1 protein-coding gene is annotated in these 542 nt (G+C 64.4%); it reads left to right on the forward strand.

Features of this window, described 5'->3' with window-relative positions; translation table 11 throughout:
• Window positions 1–542, forward strand: a 542-nt coding sequence (locus tag CK240_RS17950) for a replication initiation protein (RefSeq protein ID WP_135058990.1), incomplete at both ends; no start/stop codon positions are given.

The raw sequence follows: 542 nt of genomic DNA on the forward strand, positions 1-542 counted from the left end.
CGTGGAGCATCGCGTCCGGCTGTCCGAGGTGCGCGGGGTCGAGGGGTTGCGCAACCACGATCGCGCCAGTCTCGCTCCGCTGTTCGCGGAGTTGCAGGCGGCCGTGCTGATCCACGATGACACCGAGAAGAAGCGCCTGACCATCGGGGGGCTGCTCGACATTGCCGAGGTGGACTACCGCGACGAACTGTCCGGCGACCTGGTCATCAGCTGGTATTTCTCACGGATGTTCACCCGTGCTGCCGCGGCCTCGAACCACTGGGCGATCCTTGATCGCCAGACGGTGTTTCACCTGGGCAGCAAGTACTCGCTGCTGCTGTTCCAGCACATCGCCAGTCTGGCCAAGCTGGATCAGGTTGCCATCAAGACCTTCACCGTGGCCGAGTTGCGGTCCGTTCTCGGGGTGGAGCCGGGCAAACTGGAACGGTTCTCGCATTTCAACAGCCGGGCGATCCAGCCCGCGATTGCCGAGATCAATCAGCTTTCCCGGCTGACCCTGACCGCCACCCCTCGCAAGGTCGGCCGCACCGTCGCCAGCATCG

It is taken from the genome of Paracoccus salipaludis (assembly GCF_002287065.1).
GTDB lineage: Bacteria > Pseudomonadota > Alphaproteobacteria > Rhodobacterales > Rhodobacteraceae > Paracoccus > Paracoccus salipaludis.